Origin of the sequence: Grimontia sedimenti, from assembly GCF_011045095.1 — a bacterium.
Taxonomy (GTDB): Bacteria; Pseudomonadota; Gammaproteobacteria; order Enterobacterales; family Vibrionaceae; genus Enterovibrio; species Enterovibrio sedimenti.
The window spans coordinates 36,541-58,740 of record NZ_JAALDL010000008.1 but is presented as its reverse complement, the minus strand read 5'-3'; the positions used below and the strand labels follow the sequence as shown (position 1 = coordinate 58,740).

General features: G+C 49.6%; 21 protein-coding genes. 19 read left to right on the top strand and 2 right to left on the bottom strand.

Translation table 11 applies throughout. The annotated features are described in order from the left end of the window. Positions 1 to 52 precede the first annotated feature (52 nt). The 12 genes from G5S52_RS11945 (at position 53) to G5S52_RS11895 (ending at position 14,820) form a co-directional block, all read left to right on the top strand. Positions 53 to 1,303 carry a glycosyltransferase gene (locus G5S52_RS11945; RefSeq protein WP_165013790.1) on the top strand — a complete coding sequence of 417 codons (1,251 nt, stop codon included), beginning with the start codon at positions 53 to 55 and terminating at the stop codon, positions 1,301 to 1,303. Next, positions 1,303 to 1,761: a hypothetical protein gene (locus G5S52_RS23925; RefSeq protein ID WP_235956211.1), complete on the top strand. Its 459-nt coding sequence runs from the start codon at positions 1,303 to 1,305 to the stop codon at positions 1,759 to 1,761. Before G5S52_RS11945 ends, G5S52_RS23925 begins: the two co-directional genes overlap by 1 nt. Then, on the top strand, positions 1,665 to 2,444 hold the full coding sequence (locus G5S52_RS11940; protein ID WP_235956209.1) for a glycosyltransferase family 4 protein: 780 nt from the start codon (positions 1,665 to 1,667) through the stop codon (positions 2,442 to 2,444). The genes G5S52_RS23925 and G5S52_RS11940 overlap by 97 nt, the downstream gene beginning before the upstream one ends. Then, positions 2,441 to 3,868, top strand: coding sequence for a lipopolysaccharide biosynthesis protein (locus tag G5S52_RS11935; RefSeq protein ID WP_165013788.1), 1,428 nt, complete (start codon positions 2,441 to 2,443; stop codon positions 3,866 to 3,868). The genes G5S52_RS11940 and G5S52_RS11935 overlap by 4 nt, the downstream gene beginning before the upstream one ends. A gap of 333 nt (positions 3,869 to 4,201) precedes the next feature. Then, positions 4,202 to 6,025 (top strand): glutamine--fructose-6-phosphate transaminase (isomerizing), encoded by a 1,824-nt coding sequence (glmS, locus tag G5S52_RS11930; RefSeq protein ID WP_165013786.1) that lies wholly within the window; start codon positions 4,202 to 4,204, stop codon positions 6,023 to 6,025. 5 nt (positions 6,026 to 6,030) lie between these two features. Continuing rightward, on the top strand, positions 6,031 to 6,753 hold the full coding sequence (locus G5S52_RS11925; RefSeq protein WP_165013784.1) for an acyltransferase: 723 nt from the start codon (positions 6,031 to 6,033) through the stop codon (positions 6,751 to 6,753). Next, positions 6,750 to 7,874 carry a glycosyltransferase gene (locus G5S52_RS11920; RefSeq protein WP_165013782.1) on the top strand — a complete coding sequence of 375 codons (1,125 nt, stop codon included), beginning with the start codon at positions 6,750 to 6,752 and terminating at the stop codon, positions 7,872 to 7,874. The genes G5S52_RS11925 and G5S52_RS11920 overlap by 4 nt, the downstream gene beginning before the upstream one ends. Beyond that, the gene (locus tag G5S52_RS11915) at positions 7,871 to 9,349 is read left to right on the top strand and encodes a GumC family protein (RefSeq protein WP_165013780.1); all 1,479 of its coding nucleotides are present in this window, start codon (positions 7,871 to 7,873) and stop codon (positions 9,347 to 9,349) included. Before G5S52_RS11920 ends, G5S52_RS11915 begins: the two co-directional genes overlap by 4 nt. Positions 9,350 to 9,362: 13 nt before the next feature. Next, the gene (locus G5S52_RS11910; protein ID WP_165013779.1) at positions 9,363 to 11,723 is read left to right on the top strand and encodes a hypothetical protein; all 2,361 of its coding nucleotides are present in this window, start codon (positions 9,363 to 9,365) and stop codon (positions 11,721 to 11,723) included. Between the two features lie 167 nt (positions 11,724 to 11,890). Further along, complete coding sequence (locus G5S52_RS11905; protein ID WP_165013778.1) at positions 11,891 to 12,973, top strand: glycosyltransferase; 1,083 nt, start codon at positions 11,891 to 11,893, stop codon at positions 12,971 to 12,973. After that, on the top strand, positions 12,963 to 14,141 hold the full coding sequence (locus G5S52_RS11900) for a glycosyltransferase family 2 protein (protein WP_165013776.1): 1,179 nt from the start codon (positions 12,963 to 12,965) through the stop codon (positions 14,139 to 14,141). The genes G5S52_RS11905 and G5S52_RS11900 overlap by 11 nt, the downstream gene beginning before the upstream one ends. Before the next feature lie 22 nt (positions 14,142 to 14,163). Beyond that, positions 14,164 to 14,820: a sugar transferase gene (locus G5S52_RS11895; RefSeq protein ID WP_082111403.1), complete on the top strand. Its 657-nt coding sequence runs from the start codon at positions 14,164 to 14,166 to the stop codon at positions 14,818 to 14,820. Positions 14,821 to 14,891: 71 nt separating this feature from the next. Here the strand turns inward: G5S52_RS11895 and G5S52_RS11890 are convergent, their stop codons facing one another. Then, positions 14,892 to 15,329: a DUF4399 domain-containing protein gene (locus tag G5S52_RS11890; protein ID WP_165013774.1), complete on the bottom strand. Its 438-nt coding sequence runs from the start codon at positions 15,327 to 15,329 to the stop codon at positions 14,892 to 14,894. Positions 15,330 to 15,457: 128 nt separating this feature from the next. After that, positions 15,458 to 17,104: an FAD-dependent oxidoreductase gene (locus G5S52_RS11885; RefSeq protein WP_165013772.1), complete on the bottom strand. Its 1,647-nt coding sequence runs from the start codon at positions 17,102 to 17,104 to the stop codon at positions 15,458 to 15,460. Positions 17,105 to 17,328: 224 nt separating this feature from the next. Between G5S52_RS11885 and G5S52_RS11880 the strand changes: the two genes are divergently transcribed. From G5S52_RS11880 to G5S52_RS11850, 7 genes are all read left to right on the top strand, one after another. Next, complete coding sequence (locus G5S52_RS11880) at positions 17,329 to 17,754, top strand: YeeE/YedE family protein (RefSeq protein ID WP_165013770.1); 426 nt, start codon at positions 17,329 to 17,331, stop codon at positions 17,752 to 17,754. A gap of 11 nt (positions 17,755 to 17,765) precedes the next feature. After that, entirely contained in the window at positions 17,766 to 18,212 is a 447-nt protein-coding gene (locus G5S52_RS11875; protein WP_165013768.1) for a YeeE/YedE family protein, read from the top strand. 647 nt (positions 18,213 to 18,859) lie between these two features. After that, the gene (locus tag G5S52_RS11870) at positions 18,860 to 19,057 is read left to right on the top strand and encodes a Flp family type IVb pilin (RefSeq protein WP_002539837.1); all 198 of its coding nucleotides are present in this window, start codon (positions 18,860 to 18,862) and stop codon (positions 19,055 to 19,057) included. Positions 19,058 to 19,082: 25 nt separating this feature from the next. Next, a complete protein-coding gene (locus G5S52_RS24355; protein ID WP_368737470.1) occupies positions 19,083 to 19,511 on the top strand; it encodes a prepilin peptidase in 429 nt (142 codons plus the stop codon). A 161-nt stretch (positions 19,512 to 19,672) separates the two neighbouring features. Continuing rightward, the gene (locus G5S52_RS11860; RefSeq protein WP_235956208.1) at positions 19,673 to 20,290 is read left to right on the top strand and encodes an RcpC/CpaB family pilus assembly protein; all 618 of its coding nucleotides are present in this window, start codon (positions 19,673 to 19,675) and stop codon (positions 20,288 to 20,290) included. An 11-nt stretch (positions 20,291 to 20,301) separates the two neighbouring features. Continuing rightward, on the top strand, positions 20,302 to 21,660 hold the full coding sequence (locus G5S52_RS11855) for a type II and III secretion system protein family protein (protein ID WP_165013766.1): 1,359 nt from the start codon (positions 20,302 to 20,304) through the stop codon (positions 21,658 to 21,660). Continuing rightward, a complete protein-coding gene (locus tag G5S52_RS11850) occupies positions 21,657 to 22,190 on the top strand; it encodes a hypothetical protein (RefSeq protein ID WP_165013764.1) in 534 nt (177 codons plus the stop codon). Before G5S52_RS11855 ends, G5S52_RS11850 begins: the two co-directional genes overlap by 4 nt. Positions 22,191 to 22,200 lie beyond the last annotated feature (10 nt).

Below are 22,200 nucleotides of genomic sequence, written 5' to 3'. Positions count from 1 at the left end.
TCATATACACAAGTCCGGCGCTTTCATCGCCAAAAGGACTGGAGGAAGAACAATGAACGCATCACTGCAAACTCAACAAACCCGTCAGAACGTACTTTTTGTGCATTATGGTGATAACTGGATTCGTGGCAGCGAACGTTGTCTAATCGACCTGCTGACCCACCTCGATAAATCTGCGTTTGCACCTGTGCTCTGGTGTAACAATGAAGCATTGGCTGAACAGGTTCGCCAACTCGATATTCCGGTTTACGTCAGCAACTTTACTTTGCTGTTTGGGGAACAAGCGCCCAAGTGGGACGTGGTCGGTTACACCAAGTTGGTCAACGAAGGACTTCGTATCGTTGATAAGCACAACATTTCTCTTCTGCATTCAAACAGTGGTGCCCCATCACAATGGCTGAATCTGGTTGCCAGAGCCCGCAAACTACCTTTGGTACTTCACCTGCACTCCCGCTATCCACTGCGTGATCGCATCACCCTCGGTTTTCATCATGCCAGCGTGGCCGTTGGTGTCAGCCAACCTGTGGTCGACCAATTGCTGAGTGACGGCGCGAACGAAAATCGCTGTCAGGTCATTCCAAACGGCATCGACACCCAAAAGCTGTTAAGCCAGCCTGTTGAGGATTTACGCAAGAAATGCGGCATTCCTTACCATGCTTTCGTTGCGGTGACTGTGTGCTCACTCATTCACCGCAAAGGCGTCGATTTGCTGATTGAAGCCTGCCGCCAGATGCGGGAATTGCGCTTGCCAGCCCACCTCGTTGTTATCGGTGAAGGCAGTGAACGCGCGGCATTGGAAAGCCAGATCGCAGAAGCTGGCATGGAAGATCGCATTCACCTGATTGGCGAACAGGAAAACGTCGTCGGCCTGATGCGTGGCGGTGCGGATGTGTATCTTTCCGGCGCGAGAGAAGAAGTATTCGGCCTGACTCTCGCGGAAGCAAACCTCGCGGGTTTACCGGTTGTCGCCCCACGAGTGGGCGGCATTCCAGGCGTTATCGCCCATCAGAAAACCGGGATTCTTGTTGAACCCGACAATGCACATGCGATTGCACAAGCGGCTTACCACCTGTTTACGAATCCAGAGCAAAGCCTGCAATTTTCGCAGGATGGCTATCGCCGCGTGATGGCGGAATTCACCATCACTCAGCATACCCAACGCTTTGAAGCTCTATACCAATCGCTACTGACCAATCCAAGCATGACCGCCCGTTGGACCAACCAATGGCAATTTGTGCCTCCTGTTAAGGCGTCACTGAACTTTGTTCGCAAATTCCGCCGTCAACCTTCGGAGGCTGTGTAATGAAACGTTTAAAGCATATCGTGATTCTGGATCCGATCCCCTTTGCTGGCGGCTCTAAGGTATCCACCAAACATATCCTTAGCCAGTTGGAATCAAAGCCGGTTCGCATTTCGATCCTGACATCCGACCCTGACACCTGGGCGAAAACGCAGGCGTACGTAAAAACCTTGCACATGCCAAAGCAACTGGAAAAAACCGAGCAGGGTTTAAGCTACTTCGCCCGTCATTTTCTGATTGCCCTGCAATTGCTTTGGTTAAGATTATTTGTCGGAAGAATGGATACGGCGCTCGCGGCATCAGGGCCGGGTGTTGACCTTGGCCTTTACCTCGCCCGTTTTCTGCTGGGTTACCGTCTGGTGCAATGGTACATGGCCCGGTTGCACGCTCAAGAACCATTGGCCGCTGCTTACTGTCTGCCGATGAAGTCTATTATCTTGACTCCACGCGGGATTCGTTAAACCACGCCATCAGTGCAACAGGCTCGTTGGAAGATGTTTCCGCCTTTCCTCAATTCCAGACCTTCAGAAATGGTCTGCCAAAGGCGCTTTGGCCAACCCGATGCCAATATGACTATGCGGTATTGTTCTGGGCGGCTTCTCTCCTGAAATGGAAAGGGTTAGATACGCTAACCAAAGCGCTATCGCACATGACACCGTCTGAACGCCCGGAAACGCACATTTGCTTTATCCGCCCGAAACAGACCAACCTTGCGGTCAGCGACGCGCCGCAATGCATCACAAAAGTGTTCTGGCATGAAGCCCCTGAAAAGTTGGATGCCATTCGCGCGCACAGCAATATTTTTGTTTCCACCAGCACCAAAGAACCTTTCGGTTTATCCATTCTTGAAGCCATGGCTGCGGGTATGTGCGTCATCATTCCTTCCGATGGTGCCTACTGGGACACCCAGCTGACTGATGGCGAAAACTGCCTGAAATACTTGCCGGACGATGAAGCGGATCTTGCCCGCACACTGGCAAAAGCGCAGCAGAACATGCAGTCGCTTAAAGAGTTGGGTGAGGAAGCGTTCCAAATTGCGCGTCAATACCGCGCCGAACTTTGCTTCTCAGCCATTTGTGATGCACTCACTCAACAAAGCGCACGCAGTGAAGCCACGCTCGCCCGCGATGAGGTTCAAGGATGAAAGCGTTATCGCCAATGATGAAACAAACCTTGCTGTATGGCAGCAGCATGGCATTGATGAGAGGGATCTCTCTGCTGATGCTGCCCTTTATTACCCATCAGTTGCCTCAAGCTGAATTCGGGAAATTGGAGATTGTCAGCAGTATCGCCGCCCTCGGCAGCATTCTGGTGGGTTTGGGACTTGAAGATGCCTTGTATCGCTTTGTTGGGCGCTGTAAATCCGAGGCAGAACGGCTCACCATGTCCGCGCGGATCTTTACGCTTACTTTGATTATCTGCGCGGTGGTGATCCCTTTATCCTGGTCACTGGCGGCTTGGCTCGACAGTATGGTTCCCGGTGGGCTCACCACCTATCAGTTACGTCTTGTGCTTCTGATGTTGGCGCTGGAAGGTTGTATCGCTGTACCACTCGGTTGGATTCGAATGCAGAATCGTGCCTTCACCTTCTTCTCCGTCGCCGTTGGCCGCGCGCTGCTACAAGCGGGTCTTACTGTGGTGATGCTGCTTTCAGGCCGAGGCATCGATGGCGTATTGGAAGCCGGGATCATTGCGGCTGTTGTACAGGCAGTGATTCTGTTTGTGATTCAGGTTCGCGAAACGGGATTGGCGTTTTCCATGCCTGTCGCCAAGCAATCACTCATCTACAGTATTCCTATCATGGCGAGCGGCCTAATGGCTTTCACCATGAACGGTTTCGACCGCTGGGTACTGGCAGAAGTCAGTTCTCTCGAAGAGGTGGCACAGTTTGGCGTCGCCGCGAAGTTCGGACTCGCAGTAGTGCTTTTACTGCAACCTTTCGGTATGTGGTGGATGCCAAAACGCTTCGATGTGCTTTATGACGTCAACGGGCGCGAAACAGCAACACGTTATACCTGTTTTGGACTGACCGCAGTGATGCTCATTTCAGTAATGGTTGCCTTTTTGGCTCCACTCGCCATTACTTGGTTACTCCCTGATACCTATCAACTCGCTGCGACTTTCACCGTCTTTTTAATCATTGCCGCATTGTTCAAAGAGCTGGCTGAATTGGTCAACCTTGGCAGCTTCGCCGGAGACACCACCTACGGACAAATGGCGATTAATGTGGTGTCTGCTCTTGTTGCTGTGGGTACCTTGATTTGGTGGGGAAACAGCTACGGCGTGATGGGTGTGCTAATGGCACTCACCTTTACCCAAGGTCTTAGGTTCGTGTTGTTCTATGCTGTGAGCCAGCACCTTTACCATCTGCCTTATCCTTTAACAGCCTTGCTTTTCTGCGGTGGTTTTTGCTTCTTCTGGCTTTACGTTTCCACGTATGAATGGTCAGACATCGCGCGCCTTATGCTACTGATGATGGCGATAGGTTCTATGGTACTGCTGGCACAACGCTTCAGCCTGCTACCCAAATTTTCGATTCAGGCGATGAAAAGGCAAACAGCAAACTAATACCAATCGTAGTAAATATCTACTCATCCTAGCTTGTTAAAATGCTCGATAACAGCGTTGGAAAATTTGAATGTAGAATAACTACTTATCGAAATTTTCCGCCTTGTTCTCGAGCATTTTTCCTGCGCTATTTCTGATCACCTACTTACTGTGATTGGTATATCCGCCAATTTGATTAATCTGACATTCATAATGAGAAAACGCCGTTTTATCGCACGGCGTTTTACTCTATCTATCTGAAAATTAACACTATTACATCTTGGCACAGTTAGTGCTCTCTTCTTGGAAAAGGCGCTCATCAATGAACGGAAAAGAAAACCAAGGAGAACGATTATGTGTGGGATCTTCGCAGCTGTTTCAGAAACGTCAGTCACCTCAGCATTAGTGGGTGGGCTTCGTGCCCTGTCATATCGCGGATATGACTCCAGTGGTCTGGTGATCGCACAACGCACCGGATTACAACGCCGCCGTGCACCGGGCAAACTTGATGCCTTGAGCTCACTGCTGAAAGAACATCCATTGGAAGGCTTTGTGGGCATAGCTCATACCCGTTGGGCGACCCACGGTGCACCTTCCGAATCCAATGCTCACCCGCACATGACACCTAAAGTTGCCGTGGTTCATAACGGCATCATCGAAAACTACAGTGCTTTGAAAACCGATCTGGAAAGCGATGGTTATCGTTTTAACAGCGAAACCGACAGCGAGTGCATCCCACTGCTCATTACCCGCAACCTTGATAAAGGATTATCACCCGAAGCTGCGCTGCGAGAAGCTGTCGCTACGTTAGAAGGCAGCTTTGCGATAGCAGTCATCTTCGCTTCTGAACCAAACACGGTTTATGCCGCACGTCTAGGCAGTCCATTGGTGATTGGTCAGGGCGCTGCGGGTCACTTTATTTCATCTGATTCGATTGCTTTAGCGAGTGTTGCACGCAACCTCTGCCTGCTGGAAGACGGGGATGTTGCCAAAGTAAGCGTCGATGGCTTGGTGATCACCACCACCCATGGCGAAACCACGCACAGAGAAATGAAAGCACTGCAGGTCTCCGAGCACGACCAAGGCAAGCAAGGCTATCGTCATTACATGCTGAAGGAAATCCACCAGCAGCCAGAAGTGGTGCGAAATACGCTCAACCACTACTGTGACAACGCGACATTTACGCTGAAAGATGAAATGTTCCCAGCCAATCTGGAACGCTTTGACCGTCTTTCTATCGTTGCCTGCGGCACCTCTTACTATGCAGGCATGGTCGCCCGCACCTGGTTCGAACAATACGCAGCGATTCCCGTCGAGGCGGATGTTGCGTCTGAATATCGCTACCGCGAATCTCCTCTGTCGCCAAACACCCTGTCGCTGTTTATAAGCCAATCCGGCGAAACAGCTGACACCCTCGCCGCGCTTCGTTACACCAAAGAGCAAGGCTTATCTTGCATGTCACTGCTTAATGTTGATACCAGCACCATGGCCGCTGAAAGTGACTGCTTCCTGCGCACACTGGCTGGCGCTGAGATTGGTGTGGCTTCAACCAAAGCCTTCACCGGACAGTTGATGGTTCTGCTGCTGACAGCCCTCCGCATGGCAAAAGCCAGCGGCCGACTGGATGTCGCAGCAGAAAAAGCGGCGATCAAGGCGCTGTTCAGCCTACCGGTAGGCTTATCTAACGTGATTGATCAACTGGCGTCCCTTAAGTCTGTCGCTGCTTCCATGATGCAATCTGAGCACGCACTCTTCCTCGGCCGTGGAACAGGTTTCCCCCTGGCTCAGGAAGGCGCGCTGAAGCTCAAAGAGATCAGCTACATCCACGCTGAAGCTTATCCGGCAGGCGAGCTGAAACACGGCCCAATTGCTCTGATTGATGACAGCATGCCTGTGGTATTGGTTGCACCTCCGGGCCCAATGATGGCGAAAACACTCTCGAACCTTCGCGAAGTGGCCGCACGTGGCGCCAAAGTGATTCTGATCAGTAACCACGAAGGTATCGAATTGGCATCAGACCATATTACCCATGCGATTGAGATGCCGGATTGCAACCCCATACTGATGCCCGTGCTTTACACCCTGCCTTTGCAGTTGCTGGCGTATCACGTTGCTGTGCTGAAAGGCACCGACGTTGACCAACCACGTAACCTCGCAAAATCAGTGACCGTGGAGTAATCATCATGAACATGCAAGCTACCCGACATTGGTTAAAGCACAGCCCGAGCCCCGTCGCTCGCGGCCTGTTCAAAATGCTGAAAGGCATGCTCCAGATGAGCATGCCAGCACCAAAACTCATTGTTGTACCACTCTACAAAATCACGGTTGTGATTCAGGCCCTGTGGGGCAACCTGACTCGCGCTCTGTGGTGGACACCGGTATTCAAGGGTCGCCTGCAGCATGTCGGGCGTGGTTTGTACCTCTACGGCGGTATGCCCTTCGTCAGCGGTCCAGTTGCTATCTCCATGGGTGACAACTGCCGCGTATCAGGGCAATCCACCTTCTCGGGTCGCACCAGCGGTAACATCCAGCCTGAGTTGATCATTGGCAGCAATATCGATATCGGCTGGCAAACCACCATCGCTGTTGGCTCCAAAGTGGTGTTGGGTGACAACGTTCGCATCGCCGGCCGTGCTTTTATCGCTGGCTATCCCGGGCACCCTGTCAATGCTGAAGACCGCGCCGCAGGCATGTCTGAACTCGACAGCCAAGTCGGCGATGTCATTTTGGAACAGGATGTTTGGCTGGCGACCGGTGTCTCTGTGATGGCTGGCGTCACCATCGGCCGCGGCACGATTGTCGCCGCTGGCAGCGTGGTCACCCACGATCTGCCCCCCTTTGTTGTCGCTGGCGGTGTGCCAGCAAAAGTGATTCGTCCACTCACGGATGAGGAGATGAAACGATGAGCCGCGATTTGATTGTTTTCGGTGAAGACTGGGGCGGATTGCCTTCAAGTACCCAGCACCTTATCCGTCGTCTTTCGGAACAGCGCAAAGTGGTTTGGGTCAACTCCATCGGCCTTCGCCGACCAACACTCACCATGAACGATGTGCGTCGGGCGTGGAGAAAGCTCACCGCAAAATCGGTCCCAACTGCAGAGAAAAGTGAGGCGAGCTTGCCTGCAAACTTCACCTTAGTGAATCCATCAACGCTGCCTGCACCCCGAACCCGTTTCGGCAGAACCATCGCATCCAGTATGCTGATGAACCAGCTGCTTCCCATCATTGAAAAAGCCAACTTGCACAACCCAATCCTCTGGACTTCTCTGCCAACCGCAGTGGATATTTCAGACAAACTGGGCGCATCGTCGGTGGTTTATTATTGCGGTGACGATTTTTCCAAGCTGGCGGGTGTCGACCACGACACCGTGGCAGAACGCGAAAATGAATTGGTGAACAAAGCAGATCTCATCCTTGCTGCCAGTGAAACCCTCTACACACGCTTCCCTGCCATGCGCACACGTCTGCTGCCACACGGTGTCGACTACTCACTGTTTTCTAAGCCGGCCCCCCGCGCAAAAGACTTGCCTAATGATGGTAAGCCCATCGCTGGTTTCTACGGCTCCCTGTCTGAATGGCTGGATTACCCCATGCTGCACAGCACCATTGAGGCCCTGCCAGACTGGCATTTTATCTTCATCGGACATGCCTGCGACGAAGCCAAAACCTTGGCAAAGCACGATAACGTCACCCTGATGGGCCCGCGCCCTCACCACGAATTGCCTGGTTACAGTCAACATTGGTCAGCCAGCTTGCTGCCTTTTACCGACAACGGCCAGATTCAGGCATGTAACCCTCTGAAGTTACGCGAATATCTCGCCACGGGGCGTCCGGTTATCAGCACACCTTTTCCTGCTGTCAGTGAATATCGTGGATATGTGTCTATCGTTAATAATGTGGACGAAATGATCTCAGCACTGGAACGTGCGGGGCAGAAGCAAAACAATTCACACCAGCAAGCGGCGGTCAGCCCTCATACCTGGGATGCGCGAGCTGAAAAATTAGCTGACTGGTTGGATGCGCTATGAACTCCTTGACCTACAAATTCCTGATCCTGCTCGATGGCGCTTGGCGTCGTCGCTATGTGGTTATGATGCCGATACTCATTTTTCCTTTGATGGGGATTGCCATCGGCCTGCTGAGCCCAAAGCAGTATATTTCGCACACCAGCATGCTGATCCAGGAAACCTCTAAGATGAATCCCTTTCTGGAAGATCTGGCGATATCCGCTCAGATGAAAGAGCGTTTTAGCGGACTACAAACCTTGCTGCACAGCCGACATATTTTAGGGAAGGTTGCCGTAGAACGTGGCTACGTAAAGGAAGACGATTCTCCCCAGAAGCTCGATCAGGTTATCGCCCAGCTTTCCAATGGGCTGAATATGGTCACCATTGGTAAAGACGTGATCAGAATTGATTACCGCTCTAACGACCCAGAAGGTATGAAAGAAACGCTGGAAACCGTAAGCGATTATGTGGTGGAAGAACTCTTAGCACCGGAACGTTCCTCCATGAAAGACTCCAGCTTCTTCCTTTCAGAACACATCAATAAACGTCGCGAAGAACTGGATCATGCAGAAGCGGCGTTGGCTGATTTTCGCAGCAAGCATGCTGATGGTCTGCCGGAACTCCAAGTCGCAAACTATGCCCGTATCGAACAGCTCAAGCAGCGCCTTTCCGAAAAGGAAGCCGAAATGGCCGGTGCACAGAAGAGCCTCGGTGGCCTTGACCAACAGCTTTCCAGCACCAACCCAGTCATAGGTAGTATTGAAGATCAGATTGTGAAAATTCGCAGTGAACTGGCATTGCTGAAAGCTCGCTACACCGACCAACACAGTCTGGTTCAGGCGGCGCTCAGGAACCTGCGCCGCCTCGAAGAACAACGCGCCCAACTGGTTGAATCAACCCGCGAGACCATTGATACCGCGCAGCTCTGGGATATCGCCAGCAGCGCACGTATGAATGGTGACAGTGAATCCCAACCCCTGCTTATCTCCCAGCTAGAAAGCCTTCAGGCTGCAAGAAGCAAAGTCGAAACGCTGGAAGAAGAAACAGCCAGCTTGCGGAAAATGATCACCCAGCTGGAAGAAAAGACCAATATGTCCGGCGAGAAAGAGCAGCAAATCCGCAAGCTCGAGCGTGACCTGCAGGTGAAACGTATGTTGTTTGAAGAGTTGCTGGAACGCCAGGAAAAAGCACGTTTAACCAGCTCTCTCGGTGTGTTCGAACAAGATAAACGGATCAAAATTATCGACCGCCCCTACTCACCGAGCACACCAAGCAATCTCCCCATCATTGTGTTTGCCATCGCTGGCATGGTGGGCGGCGTATTCCTTGGCTGTGGGCTTGCCGTCATCATGGAACTGACGGACACCACCATTCGCCGTATACATACACTGGAAACCATCACAGGTGCGCCGGTACTCACGCGCATTCCTTTCGTGAAGCAGGAACACCCTGCGCTGCCTTCACCCAAAGACGGCAATGTTATCGAAGCCAAATAATGGAGTGACAAAGATGAAATCATGGATTCTCACCTTGCTGTTACTTTATCCTTCGTTGGTAATGGCTAATCTCCGTCTCGACAGCACGGAGCTGCAAGACATCTCGGAAACGAGCATGCTGGTGATTTCGGGTAATAACCTTTCGAAAACCGACGCCATCGCCGTCATCCGTGCCGACGACACCAAAAACCCGGGTTATGCCGATCGCGCCAACATCGAGCGGGTCATCCCACCCGGTGAATTTAATCTGGAAGTCCCTTTTGCCAGCTTGCGCACCCCGGCAGGCAGACGATTAGATCTGCAAAGTCTTGAGCAAATCATCGTTTTTACCGGACGTGCAGAACGCGGTTTCGCGCTGACCAGCATCAAGGCAGTGACCCCCAAACCGCTTGGCAAAAATATCTTTGCGTGGGATTTGGGCCCTGAAGGAAGCGCGATTTGGCCTGGGTTTCAGCCTTTGTCACCCGGTTCGCCGCTGGTCACCGGACGTTCAGTTCATGCGCTGGACAGAAGTACCCGCATGCAGGCTGCCGACGCCCTAACGTTTGATGGCATCCGTGGCATTGATAACCTCACACTGCCACTACCTGCCGGTGAATGGCAAATCACCCTTTGGCTTCGCGACGCAGGGGAATGGGAATTTCTCCCCCACCCACTGGAACGCCAAATTCAAGTGGATGGAAAAACCGTTTACCGACAACGTCTTTCTCCAAAGGATTGGATTGAAAATGTCTACCTCGGTCTTCGCGACGTGACCGTCTCACCGGAAAGCAGCAGTTGGGATCATTTTGGCGCAAGGAAAAGTGACCGCGTCACTTTCAGTGCCAGCAGTAACGGCAATCCGGTGAAGATCACCCTCAAAGGCGACAGCCCAGATGCACAGTTTGTCAGCGGTGTGCTGGCAACACCTGCGGATAACCCGCTGATTTTGGATATGCTGACCCGCCAACGCAAACTCTGGTGGGACAGAAACTGGCCGGTAGCGGCATGGAAAAAGTGGCCAACTGGACAGCCGAGGTTACAGGTTCAAAAAGAAACAATCAGTGCTGCTCCCGGTACACCCGTGTTATTTACCATGGCGTTTGAACAAGGTAACCTGCCCGGCGCTCCCATGGTGTTGCTGAGACAACCCAGCCAAGAACAGCAAACTTTGTCGGCCAGTTGGCACTGGAGCCAATGGCAACTGACCCGCACCCACCTTTCATCAACCTTACTGGCACCCAACGATGATTACCTCCGGCATGGGTTGATGCCAGAAAACCAAGGCGTTGCGCTGCCAAGGCGGCTAATGGTGAGAGTTGATGTACCAGACAACCAGCCGCCCGGTGACTATCGCGGCGAAGTACAGGTGATGATGCAGGGCAAAGTCCTTAAAGCACCGTTCACCGTTTCTGTTCTGGATGTTGCCTTACCGCCGTTGACCAAACCCGTCGGGATTTACCTTGAAAAACAGGTGCAGTTTGGTTGGTTCAAAGATCTGGCACCCATTGGCGACATGGCAATGATCTGCGATTTGAAGTTCCTGAGAAAAATCGGGCTAACCGGTATCTCTCCGCCTTATTCCACACCCCACAATCAGGAAACACAAAAGGAATTCGATAACCTTTCCGATAACCTGAATGTGCTGGGCTTTAGCTCCGTGATGGCTTACGCCCCGGCTAAACGGCTGAGCCAGTCTATAGGCACAGGCAATGCTGCCAATGTTGTGGCAGACATCGAAGCCCGTTATAAACAGCGCTTGCAGCCAACACCCTATTGGTCGATTGCTGATGAACCAAGCAATCCCGGCAATGTTGATCTGTTTAAGGAAATGCACCGAAGCTTTAGCATGCTCGCCCCGGACGCCAAGCTCGCTGGGCACCTGAACAGTGATCATGATAAAACCTACCTTCCCATGTTCGACTTGGTCTTGGTGAACGATGGTTTTGGCATTGATGCGGATCAGGTCAAAGAGACGCAGAAAGACGACCGCGAAGTATGGCTCTATAACCTCTCTAACGCTCGCGCAGCGTCCGGCTACTATCTGTGGCGAACCGGCGCAGATGGCTTCTTGAAATGGCACGGACGTATGCCCACCGCAGACCCTTTCGACCCCACCGATGGGCGGGAGTTTGATGTGCAGATGCTCTACCCTTCCGTCAATCCTTGTCCGGAAGAGCCTGATATCCACAACGATCTGTATGATATGATGAACGGCATTGTTGATTACCGCTGGTTGTTATGGCTGGAGCAACAAGCCCAAAGCGATCCCAATGCACGTCAGCTTCTGGCGACGATAAAAAATGACATCCCAGACCGTTGGGAGCAGATGGAAAAGGTAAATTCCCGCACGATGGAAAACTGGCGTGAAAAAATCATGGGACTCGCCCGATGACTGTCATGGCGATTCTCAGAATGAGAAATTCAACTCTCCGGCCAAATCCCATTTTACAATTCTTCACTATTTCATTGAGTTAAATACCTCACACGAATTGGCACACCCTATGCACTAAGGTCTTCATCAACAAGGTTCCTAAAGATTGAATCGAATTGGGGAAAACCATGAAGACCATAGTGCAGGTAGTACAACATCTCAGACCCGGTGGACTCGAAGTCATGGCGCTCGAGCTGATGAACTTCTCCACGTTCCGCAACAACATGAAGATTGTGAGTCTGGAAGGTGATCTGGAAACTGCGATTGCAGCGTGGCCTCGTCTCGAGGCGCATAAAGACCAGCTCATTTTCCTCAACAAGCAACCAGGCCTGTCTTTGGACCTGGTAAAGCAGTTGAAACGAGTTCTCCGTGAGTTGAAAGCAGATGTGGTTCATACCCACCATATCGGTCCCTTCTTTTACGGTGGTTTGGCATCTCGCCTTAATGGCATGGCTCACATGCACACCGAGCACGACGCTTGGCACTACAGTGAAAAAAGCCATCGCCTCCTGCACCGTATCGTTTCCTTGATTGCCAAACCTGTCGAAGTCGCAGATGCCGACATCGTGGCGCAGGGCATGATGGATTTACCCGGCATTCACCAGTTGAAGGTCATCAAGAACGGTATCGATACTTCCCGATTCATTCCGGGTGACAAATTCAAAGCACGCAAGGCATTGAATCTGCCTTCTGGTGTCAAGCTGATTGGTGCCAGTGGCCGTCTCGAAGAAGTGAAAGGCCACGGCGTGCTTATTGAAGCGATGGCCGATTTGCCTGCTCACTATCATCTGGCCATTGCGGGCTCCGGCTCACTGGAAAGCGCGCTGAAAGATCAGGCTGAACGTTTGGCGATTGACCATCGCGTTCATTTCCTTGGCCATGTCGAGAGCATGCCAACCTTCTACCAATCACTGGATCTTTTCTGCTTACCCTCGTTCAACGAAGGCTTTCCACTGGCCCCCCTTGAAGCACAATCTTGCGGCATTCCGACTGCAGTTACCGATGTGGGTGGTGCTGTCGAAACGTTATGTCCGAAAACAGGTTTACTGTTGAAAGCGGGGGATTCTGCAGACATGGCGGAGAAAATCCTGCCATTCCTGTATGAGAACCGCACTCAAAACCCACGAGATTTCGTGATGTGCCATGCCGATGTCCGAAACATGGCAAAAGCCTACGATTCTTTGGCGGAGGGTCTTAGCTATGGCGTATGAACTGATTTTTTGGCTCACTACGGCGAGTATCTTGCTGGTGATTTATCACCATATTGGCTACCCGCTGCTGCTTAAACTGTTGGTGCGATTTACCACTAACGCAGCCTCAGAGCCAGCAACCACGGCGGATGAAAAAGCACTGCCAACCATCTGCGTGCTGCTGCCTGCATACAACGAGGCACAATGGATCGCAGAGAAAATCCGAAATCTGGCCATGCTGGACTATCCCGCAGAAAAACTGGAAATCGTTCTGGCATGTGACGGCTGCACCGATAACACAGCAGAAGTTGCCCGCAACACTATTAGAGAGCCGCTTTGCCAGCACCTGAACCTTCGCGTGCTTGAGTACATCGACAATCACGGCAAGGTGACTGTGCTCAACAAAGCCATGGCGACCATTCATACCGATCTGGTAGCGATGAGCGATATTTCAGCCCTGATTTCTTACGACGCATTGCGTCTGGCGGCCAAACGCTTTCAGTGCAAAGAAGTTGGCGTAGTGAACAGTCGTTACTGTTTCCTGAACCCTTGCGAAGAAGAACAGCAATATTGGCACTATCAAAACAAAATCCAACGCAACGAAGCACAACTCGGCTCGGCATTGGGTGCTCATGGTGCGCTGTACTTTATCCGCCGTGAATTATTCAAGCCGTTGGCGCTGGACACAATCAATGATGATTTCATCCTGCCAATGTCCATCGTGGCGCAAGGTTACCGCGCAGTGGTGCTGGAAGATATTCAGGCTGTGGAGCTGGAAGCCTCCAACCACGCACAGGATTTCCGCCGCCGTCTGCGCATTGGTGCGGGTAATTGTCAGCAGCTTATCCGCCTCGCAGAATGTTTGCACCCCAGCCACCGCGGTGTCGCATTCACCTTTGCATCTGGTAAAGCGTTACGCGTGCTGATGCCGTTTCTGATGCTGACTGCGTTGGCAGGCAGCATCTACCTTGCCCAGACCAATCCCTTCTTCATGGTTGCAGCGGCAGGACAACTCAGTATTTACAGCATTGTGGCGATATGTCAGCTGATCGGCTGTCAGCCAAAAAACAGAATTAGTAAGGCGCTGAACTACCTGGTTGCCGGCCACACGGCAAACCTGATTGGTACTCTGCGCTACATCATTGGATTAGAAAAAGGACGTTGGCAGCGTGTCACGTCTGGCAAATGAATTTAGGAAGAGGACGATCATCATGAACCTGAACATGAATCTCAACGCGCAAATGGACATCAACCCCATCACTGCAAAAGCAAAGCGCTCGATGGACATTTTCTGCTCTCTTATCGGACTGGCACTCACACTGCCGCTGTTTCCTTTGATTGCGCTTGCTATCAAACTCGACAGCCCAGGCCCAGTGTTTTTCAGCCAGATGCGCATTGGTCGTTCACTGCCAGACCGCAGCCTGATTTTTAACATGATCAAGTTCCGCACCATGCGCACTGACGCAGAAGCTGGCGGCGCGGCTTGGGCAGCCAAAGAAGACCCTCGCGTGACCCGCGTAGGCCGTTTCCTGCGCAAAACCCGTCTGGATGAACTGCCACAGTTTCTGAATGTGCTGGCCGGTGATATGGCACTGATTGGCCCTCGTCCAGAACGCCCAGGTTTCTACCAAAAATTGGAAACTGCTATTCCTTACTTTGCCGACCGCACTTACGGTGTGACGCCAGGCATCACCGGTCTTGCTCAGGTTAACCAAGGCTATGACACCTGCATTGAAGATGTACGTTCAAAAGTCGGCTTTGACCACTCTTACGCACTGTCACTGTCTTCACCAATGAGTTGGTTGAGAATGGACTGTTACATCATCTTCCGCACTTTGGTTGTGATGGTGTGCGGCCGCGGCCAGTAAACCGAACCCAATCTCTCTATCCACTGCACCCTTGCGCAGGCTCCTATTCCACCACCGGAGTCTGCGCTTTTTTATCTGACGATAATGGTGATTTTGTGGGAAATAATAGGTTTAACATGAGGAATATGAAGGTAGTCTCCGAAAAGTAATTGCAGCGAGTGCTTTCCCTTCGGTAGCGTCAATTGCGTCTCAGTTTGCCCACCACCAAAATGCAGGATGTTATTTGTTGCTGGTAAAGGCAGCGAAAAATCCACCAGCGAGTCAATGTTGATCAAAAGATGATGATGCCCTGAGTTAGCCACTTTCTCACCGGCTTTCGCCAACCGCATACCTTCCAACCCGAATTTGACCGTAAAGGTCTGCGGGACCACCTCACCATCTTGTGGAGTGATAAAGAAGACCCGCGCATTTGACGGCGAAGGTGTCGCGGCGTTCGCAAAAGTGCCCAAAAGTGCGGGGGCAAGCAGCATCGATATGACGCATAACACTAAAAAGCTGTCACTTTTCATGAACCACCCTGAGCGCGAACCTAAAGTAATCATGAGCAAAATTTGCTGACAAAGGTGTCAGGATTTAGGACAACGGGGAAAAAGGCCAGCGATAGGCTGGCCTACAATGAAATGATTAGCGGATTCATTTAGCAGAAGGCGGTTTTCCAGGTGCGATAGCCACCTATCAGGTTCTTGGCTTTAAAGCCATTGTTCACCAACTGGCGATAAGCAACATTGCCGCGCAAACCAACCTGACAGGCCACCACGATCTCTTTGTCTTTCGGCAATTCATCCAAGCGTTGACGGAGCTGATCGACAGGAATGTTGATAGCATTTGGAAAACGACCAACTGCTTCGAGCTCACCCGGATTTCGAACATCCAGCAACACTTGGTCATCGCCAAGCGTTTCAATCTCGTGGTAATGCATGGCTTTTATGTCGCCTTTCATGACGTTAGTTGCCACAAATGCAGCCTGATTAATCACGTCTTTGGCGCTGCCGTAAGGTGGCGCATAAGTCAGTTCCACGTGCTGCAATTGTTCAACCGTCATGCCTGCCCGTTGCGCGACAGCAAGAATATCGATTCGTTTATCGACACCATCTTTACCCACAGCCTGACCACCGAGAATTTTACCAGTCTCTGGCGCAAACATGAGTTTCAGAGACACCACTTCCGCACCGGGATAATAACTGGCATGACTCGCAGTGTGGACATAGACCTTCTCGTAGCTAATGCCTTCACGCTCCAACTGCTTTTCATTTTTGCCCGTTGACGCAACCGCCAGATCAAACACTTTACAAATCGCAGTTCCCTGTGTCCCTTGATACGTTTCATTCGCACCCAGCATGTTGTCTGCCGCCATGCGCCCTTGTCGGTTAGCTGGCCCAGCCAAAGGCACAATGGTTTGTTTGCCAGTGACGAAATCTTTTTCTTCAACCGCATCGCCGACCGCATAGATAAAAGGGTCGCTTGTCTGCATCTCGTCATTCACCCAAATACCACCTAACTCGCCGATTTTCAGGCCTGCCGCTCTCGCCAACGTGGTTTCAGGTCTTACACCAATCGCCATGATCAGTAAGCCCGTTTCCAGTGATTCCCCGTTGTTGAATGAAAGGGTCAGTCCTTTGTCATGCTGATTCACAGCCTCTAATGCTGTGCTCAATCTAAGGTCGATACCTTTCCCTCTGATCTCCTGATGAACAAAACCTGCCATTTCTTTATCGACTGGCGTCATGACTTGATCCGCCATTTCGATCAAAGCGGTTTGAATCCCTAACTGATGGAAAGCTTCCATCATTTCGAGACCGATAAATCCGCCACCCACCACAGTGGCATGTGAAGGCTTATTGCTCTGGATAGCATTGATGATGCGATCCATGTCAGGAATGTTGCGAAGTGAAAACGTAAGAGGATTGTCGATACCCGTGGTCGGTGGAACGATAGGGCTGGCACCCGGACTTAACAACAAAAAGTCATAGCTCTCCTGATACTCTGAGCCATCCACTAAGTTTCGAACAGTGACTGACTTTGCTTCACGGTTTATGGCAACGACTTCATTCATGACACGCACGTCTACGTTAAATCGTGCCAGGAAGCTTTCGGGGGTTTGAAGCAGGAGTTTGCTGCGATCTTTGATGTCACCGCCAATATGATAGGGCAAACCACAGTTGGCAAAAGAGACGAACTGGCCACGCTCAAACATGATGATTTCAGCGTCTTCACTTAAGCGTCGTGCTCGTGCAGCGGCCGAGGCACCACCTGCAACGCCACCGATAATAAGGATCTTAGGCATACGTAACTCCTGTTAGGGTTTGTTCGCGATACGACAGGTTCTTAGAAACTAGGCCAATAAATGCGCATCGCACCATTTACTCACTTTGTTGAATACTTTACATTAGTTTATACTGATACACAATAATCTAATTTAGCGTTGACTTATATTAAGGTTTCAATAAAACTTTAGGTATTGGGAGTCGCCGCATTTGCGGCTGATGCATTGAGAGTTCGGGAGTATTTATGGCATTTCAAATACCATGGGACGCACTGCTAGGTGGCATGCTTTTGGGTGTTTCTGGTTTAGTTTTATTGGCACTGAATGGTCGGGTCGCTGGTATCAGCGGCATCATCGGAGGCTTACTGAAGCCTCGAAAAGCGGATGTGTCCTGGCGATTGCTGTTTGTAGGCGGCATGGTGGTAGCCGGACTGACGGCGTCTTTCATCGGTTTCCCCTACCCCAACTTTTCAGCCATATCAGCTGACACCTCTCCCCTCCTCACTATGTGTGTCGGCCTTCTCGTCGGGGTTGGTACTAAACTCGCCAATGGCTGCACCAGCGGCCATGGCATTTGCGGCATGGGCCGACTTTCAAAGCGTTCTATTGTCGCAACGCTTGTTTTCATGGCGGCGGCTTTTACGACCGTTTTCATCCGTTTTCACCTTTAAGGAATATCATCATGCTTTTTAAATTGGTTGCCCTGATGTCAGGTTTTCTTTTCGGATTGGGGATGATGGTGTCTGGTATGGTCAACCCTGACAAAGTCATCGGCTTTCTGGATGTGTTCGGAGAATGGGATCCCAGCTTGGCGTTTGTCATGGGCGGCGCTTTGCTCGTATTCCTTCCAGGCTACTTCCTTTTAGTGAAGAAACAGCCTAAACCAGCGCTGGCAGATTCTTTTTCGGTCAATCTAAGCCAACATATCGACAAAAAACTGGTGGCTGGCTCACTCATCTTCGGTATCGGTTGGGGGCTTGCAGGTATTTGTCCCGGACCAGCAGTGACAGTGATAGGATCTGGTTCAAGCATGATAGCGCTGTTTGTTGCTAGCATGCTGTGTGGCATGTATTTGGTTAACGTGTTCACAGAAAATAAAGCCAAATTTTCTTACCAAATTCAGGGATAAGAAATATCTCTCTTAAACAGGTCACATTATATTTGTCTATAGCGGGAATCCGGTCATTTACATTCCCGCTCAAAAATTGATCAACATCAATTTTACTCCCCCTCGTCACCCATCTTATTTTGCTCAGAATTTATGCGTTATTTACATTTGTTACAATTTAGTTGAAAAAAACAAGTGTCTATATAAAAAGTCACACTGCATAAAATAGTCTGCAAATATATGTAATTCTGTTTATATAGTCAATGAACCAATTGCAATAGGTAAGGAATATTTAACATTTCTCTGACAAAAAAATTCCGTGACCCAATTCAAACAAAGTAAAAAATAATGACGAATCTCATCTGATTTAAGCATTAGACAAGAAAACCAATTTCATATATATATTCGTGACCACCATCAAGTTATCCGCTCATTTATATTCAACAAATTAGTTACTCAACAGATTTACAACCACCCCACACTGTCTCATATGTGACTTTCTGGTTCATCATTGAAATAAATAGGTCTGGTAAGTCAGGTAGATTAATTTGAATATCAGATATATCTTATGGTTCAACTTTGGCATTTAAGATTATTTTTTAATTACTGAGTTCTTAAAAACTTTGCCAAAGTTAAACACTCTCAAACTATATAAATGGAGTTTTCTCATGTTTCTTTCAAAGATCGTAGAGCGTTTTGCACGTGATGAACGCGGTGTAACTTCGATTGAGTATGCTGTAATCGGTGTTGCGATTTCTGCTTTGGTAGTTGCAGTGTTCGCTGACAATGGTGAATTGAACACCGCTCTGACCACAGCATTGTCAACTATCACGACTAACATCGGAACCGCTGGCGCAACTAACTAATGGTTGAAGTGGTTTAGCATCCCGAATGTTCATTCTGGAGATGCTTCTGATAACCAGCTCTATCGTTGTACTACTATCGGATATCTCGCATAGGCGCATAAGCAATAAATTGAACTTAATTGTCTGCTTTATCTGCTTATCTTTAGCCGTTTTTAGTGAGGATTACTCACTACAACTTAGCCAGAGTGTTTTGATATTAGGTGTAGGGCTGGTTCTATTTCTGCTGGGTATTCTAGCAGCTGGCGATACGAAACTGTTTTCGTCTTATGCGCTCATTATTGATAGTAAATATTTTTTGTTGAGTGTTGTGATGATAGGCATTTTGGGTTTTTTCACCGCCATCATCATTTTCCTCATCAACAGATATCGAAAAAGCAGTGTGCGAGGTGTGCCTTATGGAGTTCCTATCGTAGTTTCCTGCTTGTTCTGGATTTATTTAAGCAAATTGAGTTAAACCATGAGCCAACGTCTTTTTTTCATTATAGCCACGTTATCGATCAGCATTGGTGTGCTAGGTCTTAGCGGCGTTTTCCAGAGCAGACCATCGACAGCTTCAGGTATTTCTCACATCTCCTATCAAGTTGCTCAACTCAAAGAGCCACTGTTAAAGGAGAGATGTTGAAAAGTGGTAATTTTCGTTACTTCCGTATCAATGAGGAAACCGCATTAGAGCAAGGGATCTCCTACGACACCAATATCTCTATCATTTCTGGAATGGTCGCAAAACGCAGTATTTCCGCGCAGGAGTATTTGTCCCAAAGTGACTTCATTACTCCAGAAGATCCCGGTTATGTTGATGCAGTAATCGAAGATGGCATGGCGCCATATTCACTCACCATCGAGAAAAAGAAGTTTATAGGATCCGGGATATCAGTCGGTGACAATGTAGATATCATCATTTTGACATCTGATGACCAGAATATTGGTGAATCCTCCAAGAGTAAGTTTATCGACTCTTTTCGAACACTGTCAGTATCTCCACTTCTACAAAATGTGCGCGTGTTAGCCATCGATGAAGATGATGATGAGGGGCTGTTGCCTTTGACCATCGAATTAGATCGCGAACAAGTAGCCAAAATGGTTATCGCACGTCGCATCGGAATCTTAGAAGTCATCAAGTCAACAGACAACTTTTTAAAGCCTTCAAACAGTTTAAGTGCTGATACGCACGACGTACTACCCAACTTCAAATCAGTCACAGAAATTCGCGGTCAACAAAGGGCCTTTAATTAGAGAGCAGGGATATGCTACGCCTTCAGAATCGATTCATTACTTGTTCAATCCTGCTTACCAGCGCACTGTTAGCAGCCACAGTAAAAGCTGCAGGTATTATGAACCTTGGTGTGGGCGACGCAAGATCGCTTCAATTTGACCAAGTTATTGGAACTGTATTCATCGCTGACCCAGAAACCGCAGACTACCAGGTGATCGACAATCACAAACTGGTGGTGTTTGGAAGAAAAATTGGACAGACCTCATTAATTGTTTTTGGTGAAAACAGCAATACGCTTTCAAGTCGAAAAATTGTTGTAAATAAAAGCCTCACAAAAGTAGAGCAGATCCTCAATCTGCACTATCCGAATATCAATATCTCCGTCCAAAACTTGGGTGACCAGGTTGTCTTATCTGGATTTGTTCCGACGCAAAAAGAAAAAAACGACATTTACGCAATGGTTGGTGAGTTGCTCAAAAAGGATTTCACTGAGAAACGTCTTGAGTGGAAAACTTCTGATAATGAAAGCTATGACATCGACTTTATGGCGCGTCGTACCTATGAAGGTTTAGTCAATAACCTGGAAGTAAGCGTTTCTAAACAAGTCAACGTCAAACTGACCATTGCTGAAGTTAACAGTTCTCTTGTCAACGAACTAGGTATCAAATGGGGAACCATTTTAAGTGATGGTTTTGCAGGAAACGGACAGTTCTTTAGAGGAATTTCAGGCCTAGGAGGGAGCGCCACCAATGTCGCAGCCTATATTTCCGCTATCAACGATGACACCGTTGGACAGGTACTTTCTGAACCCAATATTTCAGTAATTTCAGGAGAAACTGCAAGCTTCCTTGTCGGGGGAGAGATTCCTATTACATACCGCGTGGATGATGGATACCGCATTCAATATAAAGAATTCGGCATCGGTTTAGATCTGGCTGCAGAAGTGCTACGGGACGACAAAATCAAGCTCTCGATTGTTCCTCAAGTCAGCTCAGTTGATGCTCAATTTGGTGATGAACTACTTGATATCCCCTCGTTCAAAGTGCGACGTGCACGCACAACTTTGGAATTAGGTGACGGCGATAGTTTTGTCTTAGCAGGGCTATTAAGCACCGAAGATGAAGAAGCCTTATCCAAAATCCCATTTATTGGCGACGTACCCATCCTTGGCGCACTTTTCCGAAACACCACTACAGAGCGAAGGAAAACTGAACTGGTCATTGTCGCTACTGTTTCGCTCGTAGAACCAATATCTTCCGGCAACGTGCGTATCCCCTCCATGCAACGAACCTCAAGCCTGTCCAGGTTTTTTGGCGTCAACCTCGAGGCTTCACCGGAAGTCGCTCAGTGGCAAGAGGAAATATTATCAACCGGAGGATTCAAAAAATGATCTCATTAAGATTGTCATTGATAGCAAGCTTAACTGCCTTAGCTCTCACTGCATGTTCCGCGAATTCACCCGCGGTTGATGGAAGCCACTTATCAGTAACACCAGTGAATTATCAATACAGTGTTTCAGTGCAGAAGAACGGCATGATGCGAGCTCGTGATGAGGTTGATGCGTATCTGATCCTTAATCGCAAAGCGCTACTGGTTTATGGCGCCAAGATTTCTTGGAACGGAAAACAAGGGCAAAAATTGGCGCAAAAAAGTTATCGCTGGCTAATTCGACAAGGTGTATCGCCTGAAAAAGTGTCCTTACAAAACTCAGCGAAAACAGAGGAAAACAGCATCACAATCTCTACCGAGGTTCACCAAGTTCAAGCACCGTCGTGTGATTACACAGTTATATCCGGGAATAATCTCCGCAATCACGGTTGTACTGTCGAATCTCTACGTTGGGAATCGATGGTGTATCCAGAGCGTAAGATCGCAGGTAAGTCTCAAATTTCTGGCGTACTGCCAAAAAGTCCAATGTAAAGGGGTCGTC